General features: G+C 34.1%; 9 protein-coding genes and 7 pseudogenes. 8 read left to right on the top strand and 8 right to left on the bottom strand.

Annotated elements, in window-relative coordinates; genetic code table 11:
- Positions 1–2 precede the first annotated feature (2 nt).
- The 3 genes from AAGD70_RS03150 (at position 3) to AAGD70_RS03140 (ending at position 2,278) form a co-directional block, all read left to right on the top strand.
- A complete protein-coding gene (locus AAGD70_RS03150) occupies positions 3–623 on the top strand; it encodes a DNA adenine methylase (protein WP_218914939.1) in 621 nt (206 codons plus the stop codon).
- 486 nt (positions 624–1,109) lie between these two features.
- Positions 1,110–1,919, top strand: coding sequence for an ankyrin repeat domain-containing protein (locus AAGD70_RS03145; protein ID WP_065094830.1), 810 nt, complete (start codon positions 1,110–1,112; stop codon positions 1,917–1,919).
- A 5-nt stretch (positions 1,920–1,924) separates the two neighbouring features.
- Entirely contained in the window at positions 1,925–2,278 is a 354-nt protein-coding gene (locus AAGD70_RS03140) for a hypothetical protein (RefSeq protein WP_065094834.1), read from the top strand.
- A gap of 641 nt (positions 2,279–2,919) precedes the next feature.
- On the opposite strand, the gene AAGD70_RS03135 is transcribed toward AAGD70_RS03140, so the two are convergent.
- Positions 2,920–3,780: a helix-turn-helix domain-containing protein gene (locus AAGD70_RS03135; RefSeq protein WP_065094831.1), complete on the bottom strand. Its 861-nt coding sequence runs from the start codon at positions 3,778–3,780 to the stop codon at positions 2,920–2,922.
- Positions 3,781–3,981: 201 nt separating this feature from the next.
- Here AAGD70_RS03135 and ligA point away from each other — a divergent pair, with 201 nt between their 5' ends.
- Positions 3,982–5,898, top strand: coding sequence for an NAD-dependent DNA ligase LigA (gene ligA, locus AAGD70_RS03130; RefSeq protein ID WP_065094832.1), 1,917 nt, complete (start codon positions 3,982–3,984; stop codon positions 5,896–5,898).
- Positions 5,899–5,955: 57 nt separating this feature from the next.
- Here the strand turns inward: ligA and AAGD70_RS07780 are convergent.
- The 3 pseudogenes from AAGD70_RS07780 to AAGD70_RS03120 form a co-directional block, all read right to left on the bottom strand.
- A pseudogene (locus AAGD70_RS07780) lies at positions 5,956–6,072 on the bottom strand (transcriptional regulator); the annotation flags it as partial.
- A 99-nt stretch (positions 6,073–6,171) separates the two neighbouring features.
- Positions 6,172–7,154, bottom strand: a pseudogene (locus AAGD70_RS03125) (helix-turn-helix domain-containing protein).
- A gap of 82 nt (positions 7,155–7,236) precedes the next feature.
- Positions 7,237–7,455 (bottom strand): annotated as a pseudogene (locus AAGD70_RS03120) (transcriptional regulator); the annotation flags it as partial.
- Positions 7,456–7,540: 85 nt separating this feature from the next.
- On the opposite strand from AAGD70_RS03120, the gene AAGD70_RS03115 reads away from it, so the two are divergent.
- A protein-coding gene (locus AAGD70_RS03115) for an IS5 family transposase (RefSeq protein ID WP_264718686.1) occupies positions 7,541–8,373 on the top strand; the annotation gives its coding sequence in 2 pieces (ribosomal slippage) (positions 7,541–7,907 and positions 7,907–8,373; 834 coding nt in all).
- Between the two features lie 86 nt (positions 8,374–8,459).
- On the opposite strand, the pseudogene AAGD70_RS07775 reads toward AAGD70_RS03115, so the two are convergent.
- Positions 8,460–8,696, bottom strand: a pseudogene (locus AAGD70_RS07775) (dimethyl sulfone monooxygenase SfnG); the annotation flags it as partial.
- A 770-nt stretch (positions 8,697–9,466) separates the two neighbouring features.
- Here AAGD70_RS07775 and AAGD70_RS03105 point away from each other — a divergent pair.
- Together AAGD70_RS03105 and AAGD70_RS07770 are read left to right on the top strand one after the other, a co-directional pair.
- Positions 9,467–11,440: a hypothetical protein gene (locus AAGD70_RS03105; RefSeq protein ID WP_341814099.1), complete on the top strand. Its 1,974-nt coding sequence runs from the start codon at positions 9,467–9,469 to the stop codon at positions 11,438–11,440.
- Positions 11,441–11,844: 404 nt separating this feature from the next.
- Positions 11,845–12,306, top strand: a pseudogene (locus tag AAGD70_RS07770) (DEAD/DEAH box helicase); the annotation flags it as partial.
- A gap of 298 nt (positions 12,307–12,604) precedes the next feature.
- On the opposite strand, the pseudogene AAGD70_RS07765 reads toward AAGD70_RS07770, so the two are convergent.
- The 3 genes and pseudogenes from AAGD70_RS07765 to AAGD70_RS03090 form a co-directional block, all read right to left on the bottom strand.
- Positions 12,605–12,703: pseudogene (locus AAGD70_RS07765) on the bottom strand (DDE-type integrase/transposase/recombinase); the annotation flags it as partial.
- 151 nt (positions 12,704–12,854) lie between these two features.
- Positions 12,855–12,935: pseudogene (locus tag AAGD70_RS03095) on the bottom strand (hypothetical protein); the annotation flags it as partial.
- A 147-nt stretch (positions 12,936–13,082) separates the two neighbouring features.
- A complete protein-coding gene (locus AAGD70_RS03090; RefSeq protein WP_038198869.1) occupies positions 13,083–13,367 on the bottom strand; it encodes a transposase in 285 nt (94 codons plus the stop codon).
- A gap of 118 nt (positions 13,368–13,485) precedes the next feature.
- Here AAGD70_RS03090 and AAGD70_RS03085 point away from each other — a divergent pair, with 118 nt between their 5' ends.
- A complete protein-coding gene (locus AAGD70_RS03085) occupies positions 13,486–13,797 on the top strand; it encodes an NUDIX domain-containing protein (RefSeq protein ID WP_065095072.1) in 312 nt (103 codons plus the stop codon).
- Positions 13,798–13,823: the final 26 nt, after the last annotated feature.

Genomic DNA, 13,823 nt, shown 5'->3' with positions numbered 1-13,823 from the left:
TTTTGCTTGTAAAGTCTCCTCTCCGTTACCCTGGAGGTAAGAGTCGCGCCGTTTCTCAAATTATTAATAAATATATTCCAAAAGGGTTACCTATGCTTTGTTCTCCTTTTATAGGCGGAGGATCAATAGAGTTAGCGTTAGCTAGCAGAGGAACAAAAGTTTATGGCTATGACGCCTTTGAACCATTAGTAAAATTTTGGCAGGTGCTTTTAGAAGATGCTTCTTACCTTGCAGAGGTAGTGCGGAAATACCAGAATATGACATCTGCCATGTTCTATAGCCTACAAAAAACATTTTTCACCCTAAGAGATAGAGTTGAAATCGCTGCAGCATTTTTTGCATTAAATCGCTCATCCTTCAGTGGTACAACATTGTCGGGCGGTATGTCTCCAGGACACCCACGTTTTACACTAAGTTCAATAGAAAGATTGGCAAAATTCTCAATTAAAAATCTTACTGTAGATTTAGCTGACTTTAAAAAAAGTATTCCTAAACACGCAAATGATTTCTTATATTGTGATCCTCCTTATTTAATTGATCAAAAACTATACGGAAGAAGAGGTACAGATTTTGACCATGAAGAAACTTTTGTCGACTCGCGATGGATGGGTTTTATCGTATAATGATTGTGAGGAAATACGGGACATGTATACAGAGCATCGTATCATTACACCCAAATGGACGTATGGAATGGGTAACTCTAAAAAATCGAATGAGATTTTAATCTTGAGTAAAGACTATAGCAAGGTTGTATTTTCAGTATCGCGGTCAAAACACACTAAAGAAATTAACGCAAACTAGCAGCAGAATCTAAAGAAGAGTCAACTCTAGCTGAACCAAACAAGCCGGAAGAAGAAATTCAAGATGTGTCTATAAAACCAGTAAGTAAAGAAAATTCAGAGCAAATTTCTAAGGAATAGATTTCTACATTAATATACTACCTTAAATACTTTTCTATTTCTATTTAAATATTATTTACTCAATATAAAAGTAGTAGTAAAACTAGTGGTTTCTTTGTAAAATACTAACTAAACGGGTACGCGAGTTAATAATTTAAAAACGTTTCTCGCTGCATACTCTAATACAAACACACTTTTTGTGGGGTTGCTATGACAGTAGAAAAGATTTTACAAAAGGCTGCAAAGGAAATTTATCACTTCAGACATCCTAGTATTTTTTCTTTATTAGTTCATGCAGCCTTCAAAGAGATTATCAATAGTAGATTTGGTACTAAAATTTTACATTTCTCTGCAAAACGCAATCTTTACAACTTATTTCTATTCTTTGTAAAATATGATGCTAATGTTGATGCAGTAAATAGAAAGGGCAATACAGTACTACACATTGCCTCTCAATATGGATCCACAGCAATAGCAGAGATTATTGTAGTTATGAGCAAAAATGTTAATGCTCAGAATATCGATGGCGACACTTCTTTGCATTATTCAATAAAGTATAAGCACCTTGATGTTATGCAAAAGTTGTTACAATGCGGTGCAGACATCAATTGCCAGAATCGTCTCGGTGAATCTCCTCTTCACATGGCTGTAAAATATGCTGACACAGTAACGTTGGGATTGCTGATCAAAGGGAACGCTTTTCTTGAAATTAAAAATATAGAAGGAAGTACCCCTCTTCACCTTGCAGTTTCATTGAATAAAAAAGATCATGTGGAGCTTTTATTGCAAAATAGAGCAGATATTAACGCAATCGGAAGAGATGGTTGTACTCCGCTACATCTTGCTGTTATGAATGGCAATAAAGAAATTGTGGAATTATTGCTGAGTAAAAAAGCAAATGTTTATCTGAAATATTTTTATAACTCTGAAGAAGGTTATACAGCACTGGAAAACGCTGTAGCAAATCGAAACAAAAAAATTGTAGCATTGTTTCTGCTTCATGGAATCATTTTAGAGTAGTGGAGATGTCTTACGAACAGATCGTTATATACGGTACAATATTAATTATTGCTATTAAAATATTTCTTTTTTTTAGGGGAATATACAAAAACCTCGTCAGAACATTTCATTTGAGAGAGAGTGAAAAGAAAACAGAACAAGAACTTCACCTCGACATCCAGGTTTATAAAGAAAATCTAAAAGTAGTCGATATTGCAAAGCCAGTGGGCAAATGGACACAAATGGTTATACTGAATGATGGGTTGATGCAGCGTTTGGCTCAATTGATAGCGGAAGAAGGCGATGAGAAGGGATACTGGCAGCTATTTGTGAAAGCTCAAGCTTCAACTCAAGGCAAATATAAGGGAAGAGGGCGGTAGCTCCGTTTGGTAGCAAAGGGGAGTGTTAAATAAACCATACGCGTCAAGTTAAGGCCCAATATAGCACCATTTAAACTTGTTTGTTACATTTATTTTTTGGGAAATTTTGATCTAAAATAAGATAATTCTTTTAGAAGAATCTATAAATTACTAGCTTTATTGCTTAATATCTAAAATAATTTTTACCACTTTTCTTTTTCCTTATGCTACTTTCCCTTAACTTGACGCGTATGGTTTATTTAACACTCCCTAGCAAAGTTTCCCATTGTTGTTGGCTTCCTGAATTACATGCGGGAAATCCATGTCATACAACTTGTTTCTCTTTCGCTGCTGAACCCTTTTTATTCTTTATGAACAGTTTTACAACAGCCAACATTTGTGCAGAGCCATTGCTACTGCATTCATTAGAATCAGCACCTTTTTTTTAGTAACGACTTTATTTTACCTAAATCTTTGCTTGAAACAGCCTTGTATAATTCGGGTTCACAAAATAACGTATCGCTCTATAGAGATACCTTTTATAACTCTTATTATTTTCTGTAGTTTTCTCACCTTCACCCTCCTTTAAATTTAAAACATGTAAAATTTTTGTTAAATATACAAATGTCCATAAAGATATACCTTTTCTATAAAAATAAGTTTTATTGATTCTGCTTCTCTTCGCTAATTTTTACTACCTCTGATAAAGATGAACTCAATAAATCCTGTAATCTTTGATCTTCAATTTTTTGACATTCTTTCATTATATTTAATATTTTCATTTCTCCTTCACTATCTTCATCTTCGTAATAATTTTCTTCTGTTGGTCCACAGAATAAAACTCTAGCATTCACTAATGCTTTTTCTGCTTCAGATAGCTTTTTAAATGACATGCAATCTACACCTTGTTCATATCTGTGTATTTGCTGTTGTGATAATCCGATTTTATTCGCTAACTCCAACTGAGTACATCCTCTTACGAACCTCCAATCTTTTGCCATTTGTCCAATTTTGTGCTTTATAGACTTTGTACCTATTATACTCTTGCCAATTTGAATTTCCCCTGACAAAAGTTTTACTAATACACAAAATGCACTGCGAAATTCTTGGTCCTTAATTTTTTTTAAATTTTGCAGTATACTCAGCATCTTTTCTTCCTTGTAACTAACATAACCTGTTGTAGGAAATATATCTTTAAAACTAGCCGATAATACTTTTAGCATCTTTTCTGCATTTTCAGGTGAAACAGCATCTATCCTTTGTTCATATCTTCGTATTTGTGACGTTGATATACCAGTTTCCTTTGCTAACTTCGCTTGAGAATATCCCCTTAATAACCTCAACTCTTTTATCTTTTGAACTACTTGGTAGCTTAAAGAGTCGATAGCAATTTTCTCTCTGGTAGTGGTCATTTTTTGCACAATTGCAGAACAAACATATAATACAGTATTATTGAGTTTGATTAAAGTTTTACTACTTCTGCCAAAATAATAGGCATAAACTTCAGGAAATTGATATCTCACAATGTAGCTAAGGCTAGAAGCGAGCAGAAATCTCTACTAATTAAATATTTTTCTATTTCTATTTAAATATTGTATATTAAATATAAAAACAGTAGCAAAGCTAGTGGCTTCTTTGTAGAATACCAGCTAAACGAATACAATGGTCAATAATTTATTTACAATTGACGCTGTATACTGAAACAGTGGTTGAGGTAAGTTACTATGAGTGAAAATGCATTACAAGAAGAAATAAAGCGTCACAACGAGTTGTACTATCGGGAAAATATATCAGAAATAACCGATGCAGAGTACGATGAACTGGTAAAAAAAGTAGATATTCAAACCGTTGGTACTGCACCTGATAGAAGATTTTTAGAGGTGGAACATATTGTACCAATGCTCTCGTTGGACAAGGCTCATGGACGAGATGAAGTTGAAGAGTTTCTTGCTAGGGTTAAAAAACTTCTGAATATGCATGAGTTGGAAATCATATGTGAACCAAAAATTGATGGCTTATCGTTTTCTGCGATTTATGAGGATGGTGTATTTATTAAGGGTTCGACTCGTGGAGACGGTTACCATGGTGAGGATGTTACACAAAATGCCGCAACTATAGGAGGATTGCCTAAAGTTTTACCCGATGTAAAGGGCAGATTGGAAGTTAGGGGCGAGGTATATATAAGAAATGATGATTTTTTAAAATTAAATAAGGATAACCAATTTTCAAATCCACGCAATACGGCATCCGGTTCACTAAGACAATTGGACCCAGAAGTTACCGCCAGTAGACCACTCAGGTACTTTGCCTATTCTTTGATTAGTGGTGGAACAGAAAAGACCCAGCTTGAAGTATTAGATAGGCTGAAGGAACTTGGATTCTGTGTAAATGAACATCAATGCTTAGCAAAAAATGTGGACGAAATGCTGGGGTTTTATAACAGAATCTATAATGACCGTTATAGTTTAGGCTATGATATTGACGGAGTTATCTTGAAGGTAAATAATTTAACATTACAAAGTCGTCTTGGGAATACCAACAAGGCTCCAAAATGGGCGATAGCACACAAGTTTCCAGCAGCTCATGCAAAAACTAAGATAGTTAAAATATTAATACAAGTAGGCAAAACGGGTAAATTGAATCCGGTTGCTGAATTAGTTGAGATAAATATAGGAGGGGTAATCGTTAGCAGGGTAAATCTGTATAATAAAGATGAAATTGAAAGCAAAGACATCAGAGAGGGCGATATTGTAGTAGTAGCACGAGCAGGCGACGTCATTCCAAAGATTGTAGAAGTGGACAAAAATGCTCGTTCTCCGAATGCACCAAAGTTTATATTTCCGAATACCTGTCCAGAATGTGAAAGTGAAGTACAGATTGAAGGAGCAGCAATAAGATGTTCAGGGGTTACCTGTAAAGCTCAAATCATAGAAAGGTTAAAATATTTTGTTTCCAATGATGCTTTTGACATTACCGGCTTTGGTGATAAGCAAATAGAGTTCTTTTATGACCTTGGTTTGATAAGGAAAATATCTGACATTTTTGCTCTCGAAGAAAAACTAAAAAATTTTAACTTAAGCGAGCTAAATGGATGGGGAAAAAAAGCAATATCTAATTTACTCAAATCCATTAACAGCAGAAGAGTTGTGAGTTTGGATAAATTTATATGTTCTCTAGGGATTCGATACGTCGGACCACACGTAGCAAAATTACTAGCAAAACATTATGGCTCATATGAAAATTGGTATTCTGCTGATGAAGAAGAATTAATGAACATAATAGGTGTAGGAGAAAAGATTATAGATTCATTAATATCTTTCTTCTCTGAAAAGGATAATGTTGAAATGGTAAAGAATCTCGCCTCTCAACTAAAGATTGAGCCTGTTAGTGCTAATGTGAGTAATTCTCCTCTTAGCGGCAAAACAGTGGTCATCACAGGAGAATTATCAGGAATGAAAAGAAAGGAAGCGCAAGCAGAGGCAGAATCTTTAGGAGGAATTGTGAGTTCAAGTGTATCAGATAAAACGGACTTCTTGGTTGTCGGCGAAAAACCTGGGTCAAAGTATCACAAAGCTGTGGAACTAGGTGTTAAAATTTTAACCGAGGAGGAATGGAATAAACTAATCCTGGGAAAAGAATAAGCCCTTCTCGATCAATTCTTGTATCTACTTTGCCTTTTTAAAAATGGCACCTACGAATTTATTTGCTAGGTCCTTTTGGGTATATCCTCGCTTTAACCTACAGCTTCTTACTTTTTGTGCTATTTCACACCTTGTAGTACACTTTGTGTTATTGTTAGCTTTTTTTGAAACCATACTTTATTTACAAAAACAACTACACATATTGTATCATAAAATTTTACCAAAGTCTATTATTTTTTTCCACGTATCCATAAGCTCTATATGAAATTCTTGCTATGGATGCCTATTTGGGGTTTCAAGTTCCTCTGCAGTTAAGTCAGATGCTCGTGAGATAATATTGATAGAAACGCCTAATTTAAGTAGACTTTTTGCAACCTTGATTTTCTCTGCTTTTTTAACCTTTTCTTTGCTAGTCTTCATACCTTCAGATAAGGATTTGACTACCGTATTCAATACATCCCGAGATTCTTGATCCTCAATTTTTTTGCATTCATCTATGAACCTCAATAGCTCATTTTCATATTCTGTTAGTCCAAGAAATAGAACTTTAATGTTAACTAATAATACCTTTGCTATCTTATCTAATATTTCAATTGGAATGTCGGTGTATCCTTGTTCATAGTCATGTATTTCCTTAAGTGTTGAACCGATTTTATTTGCTAGGTCTTCCTGAGTGTATCTCCGTATTAACCTCTGCTCTTTCATCCTTTTCCCTACTTTGTAGAGTATAGAACTAGTACAAACTTCTTTTTCTGTATCATCATATTCGTAACTAGACAAGCGAGTCGCTTGAGAAATCATATCAACTGAAACTCCTTCTTTAACTAGATTCTTTGCTACTTCTATTCTCGCTTCTTCTTGACTAATTTTTTCGCTAACATATACAAATCTTACTAATGGATAAAGCTTCTTGCGTAATTCCTGGTCCTTAATTTCTATATGTATTTTTGTTAGATAGACTATTTCTTCATCCTCATCTTCATACCAACTGTTTTCCTTCAGTTCTGTTGGTCCTGGAAGTAGATCTATAATACTAACTGATAATGCTCCTGCTATTATACATGATTCTTTGACTGTAATAGGCTTGCACCCTAGTTCAAAGCTATGTATTTCCTGATATGTTAAACCAATTTTGCTTGAGTATATCCTTGTATTATCCTACAACCTTCTATTTTTTGCCCCACCTCGTAGTTTATTGAGCCAATATGCTCTAGGTTATCGTAGATAAAGTCGCTTTTTCTTATGGAAGGAAACATATATTATTTATAGAAACAAACATATAACTTATCATAAGATTTTATCAAAATCCAGCCCCTATAAGATATTTTATTGCAAAAACTACACAACTTTATTAATAGATAAACCTGTTGTTTGCGAGATAATATCAACAGAAATTCCTTCTTTAACTAGACTCTTTGCAACTTCGATCTTCTTTGCTTCTCTAACCTTTTCCCTACAAACACGTATGCCTTCAAATAAAGATTTGATTAGCACATCGCGTAACTCCTGGCTCTCAATCTTTTTGTATTCTTCTATTAAACTTGATAGCTCTGTCTCATCTTCATTTTCTGTTGTTTCGGGAAGAGGTTGTCCACAAACCAAGGAATACGTAGTATATAAAGAAAGAATATTGAGGTAAGAGATGAGGAAAAAATATCCAACAGATTTAAGTAAAAGGGAATGGGCAAGAATAGAAAAACACTTCAGAGTATCATACAAGAAAGGAGGAAGGCCACCAAAATACAGTAAGTGTGAGATAGTAAATGCAATTCTTTATATACTGCGCACAGGATGTCAATGGCGCTATTTACCACACGATTTTCCGCCGTGGAAGGCTGTGCATGAACAGTTTAGAAGATGGAAAAAGCAGGGAATTTTTGAGAAAATGAACTATGATATCACTAAATATAGTAGGTCAAAAATGGGAAGAAATGAGGAGCCGAGCGCATGCATAGTGGACAGTCAATCGGTAAAAACCACGGAAAAAGGGGGGTCAAAGGTTATGATGGTGCGAAAAAGGTAAAGGGGAGAAAAAGACATATAATCACAGATACTCAAGGATTTGTGCTTGGTTGCTATGTAGGAGCTGCAAGCGAAAATGACAGAGATGGGGTGAAGATGGCATTGGACAATATGAAGGAAAAATACAGCAATATTAAGAAAATGTGGGCTGATATGGGATACCAAGGAAAAGATTTAAAGGATTACGTAAAGAGAGAATATGGGATAGATATTGAAATTGTCAAAAGGCCTCCATGTAGGTTTTGGGTGCATAAAGATACACCACTAGAACTATTGCCACAACGGGATCCTGGATTTTCAGTACAGCCGAGAAGGTGGGTGGTAGAGAGGACTTTTGCTTGGATCAATAGAAATAGAAGGCTATCAAAGGAGTACGATTTACTTACAACATCTACTGAAAGTTTCATATATCTGGCTATGAGTAAAGTTATGTTAAGTAGGGAATATGCTTGATTTACTGGTTTGTGGACAACCTCTAATGTTGGATTCCATGGACCAGGTAACAATGCAGCAATCACCTTTAGTTTTTCTGTAGAATCAAGTAACGCCTGTGAAAACGCAACTGATTCATGCTGATTATCAGCACCATAACCCGCAGTAAAACGAACTTGAGTTAAGCCATACTCAAACCCTGCACGTTCAGCAATTTGTGCCAGCTTACGGTTATAGCCAATGTCCCAATTGGTACGTTGTGTTATTTTACTAACCACCAAACCACCTGAAACATTAGGAATCCAATAGGCAAATTTTACAGGTTTTTTTGATACAGCAGACATTTTCTCCCTCCTGTCATAAGTATTTTAGTATATAGTCAAACTCTTTGAATTAGGTTACAGAAAAACATATCAATAGTCTCTGATAATTTACTAGTCTTACTTTTAATCTATTTTTTCATATTAGCCCAAAACTTTTCTATTGGTTTTAAGTCTAGTGAATATGGTGGCAAAAAAAGATAACTCTACAACCCACTGATTCTATCAATTCCTTTGTCTTTTTGGGCTTATGAAAACTAGCATTATTCAATACTACAACACTCTGCCATGAGAATATTTTAGCAAAAACATAGATCAATTAGCATCACAGCAAATTTATTTATTGACTACTGTTTCAAAAAGCGCAAAAAAGTACGTATATTTGTGAGGGCATTTTACATAAAAATTGGGTTGTGTAAATAAAAGCGTAAAATTATTACAACAAAATCAGGTAACCTAGTTCGTATGTAAATATGACCAAAATATGCTAATACAGCTAACTTTACAGTATAGTAAAATTATTATAATAAAAAGTTCGTATGGATCACATGGTAGACCAACTGATCCCAAAAAAAACACTTCTCACGACCCTTGGTTTTGAATGCTGGAAATGGTTGTGTTATTTGAGTTAGTGGTAATTAATGTTAAAGAGTGAAAATTAGTTTATTTGGAAATAAAAGGAAAATTTATTGCAATTCTATATTTAAAATAGAATAAAGCTCTTTTTGCATCATGTATTAATAAAAAAATATATTTTTTTGCGTACCCTTTCGTTTTAATTAATATGAAGTGATATGACACCTAATGTAGAGTTTAAAGATAATCACGGCACATCAATATCAAATTTGGAAAATGTTAAAATTATAACCTTGAGTGATGAGAAAGGTAATAAGTATACTTTAGATGCAAGCAATGGTAGTCTGGAATTAAAATATAAACAAAATGGTCAAGGTGAAATAAGCTATAAAGTAGGAGGTTTAGCGGCAGCTTTTAAAAGTCTACTTGATATGAAAAGTACTAACAATGATGAACATACAGTACTTGAAGAAAAGTTAGCAGAAAAGTCCATAGTGGAGGCGATATTTTATGCAAAAGATTTTGATAAGGGTGATAGAATCTCTAACTTGATACTAGATAGTACATTTCCTAGGCGAGATGTTCTGCCTGCTTACCTAAATAAAAAGGCTGATGTTGAAAATGTATATACTAAGGAAGAAGTAGATGAAGGATTAAATAAAAAGGTTGATGTTGAAAATGTATATACTAAGGAAGAAGTAGATGAAGGATTAAATAAAAAGGTTGATGTTGAAAATGTATATACTAAGGAAGAAGTAGATGAAGGATTAAATAAAAAGGTTGATGTTGAAAATGTATATACTAAGGAAGATACAGATAGAGGATTTATTTCTCGTGACAGTGACGGAATCAATAGATTAGCAAGGGAATTATTTTATAAACATGATCCCAATGCAACTTCAATTTTAGTTAATACATTAGGGAAGCTTCTTGATGAAAAATATGAAATATATGGTGATAATAAAACAGCAAAAGATTTTTTGGCAGAAAAGGGTAATTTTGCTAAAGCTGATGGCTCTAATATGAAAATTTTAGAATTCACGAAAAAAATACTTGATGCAACAGAGGATATAGGAGAGGGGAAAAAGAAATCAATTTTAGTGGAGAAATTAGGTAGATTTCTTGATCAAACTGCTGATAACGAAAATGCTTATGACGGTAAGATAGCAAAAGCTTTTTTAGGAGACAAGGGGATGCAGGGATCAAAAGGTGCAGATGGTCCTCAAGGTCCGGCGGGTAGGGATGGAAAAAGCCCATCAATTGAGGAAGTCGCTGTACAGCTACTTACTGATGAAAATAAAGGTATATTGGGAAAAACAGTACTTGATATAACTGATAGCACTGGTCAAAATCTTGCTACTCATGTTGCTAATAAAATAAATCTTAATTCGCAGGATTTTATAAATAAAGCTGATCCAATAAAACTTGCTGAGTTGCTTTTTAATAAAAGTAACGTAGATCAACTTGCAGCCAAAAAGATTGCCGAAGATAAAGTTAGCTCGTATAAGATTTCTGAACTAGTATTTAACGATGCTAAGAATGCGCTAGCAGAGAATCATCAGTGGGATCAAAAGAGCTTTATTGAAGATATAATAAAAAATGTCAGCACTTCTAGGTTAGCTGAGTTGTTATTTAATGCTAGCAGTATAGAGAAAGGTGAAGCAAAAAGAATTACTGAAGGGAAGGTCAGCCCTGAAAAATTAGCTGAGTATTTGTTTAATGCAAGTGGCTTAGGCGATAATATAGATGAGTCGAAGACGTTAGTCAATAACGTAACTCAGCACCTTTTGAATACCAAGGTAGATGAAATAGGGAAAGCGGTTGTGAAGGATAATGAAAATAGAGAGATCTTAGCAGGTAGTCGTATTTTGCAGGAAGGAGTGGCAGAAAAATTAATTAGTAGCAACACAAATAAATTGGGACAAGCTATTCTGAATGTGAAAAACAAATTTGGTAATGACGCAAAACCTGTGCTGGAAACTCATCTTGCCAATAACAGCAGCTTTCAGGAAGCTGTGGCAGGAAATCAAGATTTAAGGACTGCAGTAACAGCTAATTTTGGGAGCAATAGAGATTTTTGCAATATTGTAAAAAGAGATCTTAGTAGAGATGAAGAAAGTCTGTTAATTGATAGGCTGTCTTTTTATGAAATTCCAGATGATCCAAATGCTCCGCTTTCTTGGAATTGGTAATGTAATTTTTGCTAGACCAATCGATTCCAAAAAAACTAGTTCTCACGCTTGCTGTTTTTTGTTGCTGGAAATGGCTGGATTATTTAAGCTTTTAGTAATATATGTTGTTAAATTAATAGCAATTTATTTAGAAATAACAGAAAAATTTATAATAGTTCCATACTCCAAATGGAATAAAATCCTTTTTATTGGGATCTTCCTTTTTGTAGAAAATACTTCCTAATTTCACTATTTCCTTTGGCTAAGGTCATAATACTGAGATACTAATAGTGTTGACAATCTACTAAATCAACATATTATGAACAAGTGATAGTGGGTAACATATGAGTTCTGTCAGTAATCAAGGAAAGTAAAGTATTATAAAGAGTTTGGAAAAAATCAACCTTGATCTACAAGGTGAATCTATGAAGCTCTTCGATGGCAAAGAATCTATAATAGTAAAACGTCGCAAACCTGTTGTTAAAGGAATATTAGAGCATTTAAAAAGCCCTTCCATCACTAACTGTAATACTATGATTGATGCAGAAACTGGGTTTGGCAAGACTTATGATATTGGATTGTGGAGTCATGTGCTAGCTAAAACAGGATATCACCATTTAGTTGCAGTGCCAAATGGCAATTTAGTTGAACAAGCTAAGAAAATGATAGATGGTGCATTTATTGCAGACGTTAAAACACCTAAAACTGTGCAAGAAATTAAAGATGCGCTGAAAGTCACTAAACCTACAACAATTATAGTAACACATGATCTGCTTTTACAGCAAGAGAATGATCGAAAATTTGAAGAGCAAAACGGTGAAAAGCCTAAATTGTGGGTTAGTGTTGATGAAGCAGATAGCATTAACAAGCAGCAGGCCTTTGAAAATATGTGCAAGCTTGATGAGGAATATCCTACAACTTACCTAACTGCAACACCAAAACGAAGGATTTTAAAAAGATGTGGAAAGATTGTTAGCCCTATAAGATCAAGTAGGCACTGTATTGCAAACACTATCAGAACAATGAGTGTTATTGCAAAAACTAATAGAAGGGAAAAATTTATTCTAGCGTTAGCAGTCAATACTGTTTTGTATCTCATAACTATAAATGTACTGTTTACTATTGTAAATAATTTTATTGTTGTAGAGGCTGTAAAAATCGGTCTTACAAACCCTTTGCTGTTTATATTGAACTGCTCATTGACCAGCCAACTACCATGCGTGAATATAGATCGATTATTGTTGCCAAATATAGCCATCCTTCTTTGGTTTTTATATAAGTAATCCCATACTTTATTTGGTTGATCGACAATAAAGTTTTGGTCTAATATATTGGGAGCTACGACTCTACTGTCCGTTTGTTGTTTCTTAATTTTAAATTTTCTTCTCAATATAGCCTGAATACCATTTTTCTGCATAATACTTTGCACTGTTTTTAAGTTGCAACTTTTACCCAAAGCCTTTAATTCAGCATGAATTTTAGGAGCTCCATATCTACATTTAGAAGCTTGATATATTTTTTGAATATCTGCTAATAACTCTTTATTTGCTGATTCTCTACTGCTTATTTTCCTTGTAGTCCACTTATAGTAGCCACTAGCAGAAAACCCTACATAATTCCTGCACTTTATAGTGTTTACTATGCTCTTTTATGAAAAAATATTTTACTCTTTTTGACTGGCCAGGGCTTTTTTTAAAATGTCTCTTTCTCTTGTTACTTTTGCTAACTCTTTCTGTAAATCAAATCTCTCTTTGTCATAAGGTGCTACATCTGGAAATGCATTTGCCGCTGACTTTTTTTCGTTATATTTCTTCATCCATTTTCCTAATACACTATCCCTTATTCCTAGATCTCTTGCTACTTTTGCAACTGGTTGACCTACCTTTCTTTGTTCATTTGCCAGCTTAACAGCTTCCAATTTGAATTCTGCCGTATATTCTCTTGCCATTTCTAATCCTCCAAAATTTTATTTTACCCGAAAAAACTCCTTTCTTTCTCTCCACTTTTTCTGGGTAAGGTCAGTATAGTTTTGGTGAAAAAAAGTCGAGGTCCTTATAAAGGGTTGTTTGATTTACCAGGTAGAAATTGCTGAAACGCTTGAAGAGGCACTTGTAAGAGAAATTAGAGAAGAAACAGGTTGTTTAGTGAAACAATACGACCAAATCCAAACAGTTACTAGCCTATATCATTATAATGAAGACAATGTAAATAAATGTCTAAAACATATAGCAGTTTTATACAAAATTGAAATCATAGGAGAAATAAAGCGAGAATCTGATGGAAAAGATTCTGATGGTTGTATATGGCAAAGTATAGATACTATAAACTATAAAAAAATTTCTCCGATAGTTCATATAGCAAGTAAATTCACAAAATGAAGACTATTATTTTTATTACAGGTGTA

It is taken from the genome of Wolbachia endosymbiont (group A) of Nomada flava (genome assembly GCF_964027055.1).
GTDB classification, from domain to species: domain Bacteria; phylum Pseudomonadota; class Alphaproteobacteria; order Rickettsiales; family Anaplasmataceae; genus Wolbachia; species Wolbachia pipientis.
The sequence above is the reverse complement of the archived record's forward strand: the minus strand, read 5'-3'. Positions and strand labels throughout refer to the sequence as shown.